The 305-nt window shown below is 39.7% G+C and carries 1 protein-coding gene; it reads left to right on the top strand.

The window, feature by feature from the left end:
- Positions 1-305 (top strand): hypothetical protein (locus tag F8C76_RS20135; RefSeq protein ID WP_211372235.1); only part of this gene is annotated, 305 nt, incomplete at both ends.

The following is a 305-nucleotide window of genomic DNA, read 5'->3' as shown; positions in this document are numbered from 1 at the left end:
GTTGCAATTTGGTTTTAAAATCGCTGATGAGTGCTTGAAGGCTTGCAATGGTATTCAAGAAATTGAAGTTTTTACCACAAGAGCGGACACCATTTATGGCGTAACTTACATCGCCATCGCCCCAGAACACCCTTTAGTAGAGCATGCCATTAAGCAAGTGAGTCAAGAAGATTCAAAGATGATTAAAGCGATTTTAAACACAACTCAAAGAGAAAGAGCTTTAGAGAAAAAAGGGGTGTTTTTAGGCATTTACGCTATCCACCCTTTAACAAAGCAAAAAATCCCTGTGTGGGTGGCTAATTTCG

This window comes from Flagellimonas olearia, from assembly GCF_009184425.1.
GTDB classification, from domain to species: Bacteria; Bacteroidota; Bacteroidia; order Flavobacteriales; family Flavobacteriaceae; genus Flagellimonas; species Flagellimonas olearia.
Note: the sequence above shows the minus strand (reverse complement) of the source record. Positions and strands in the feature narration are given on the sequence as shown.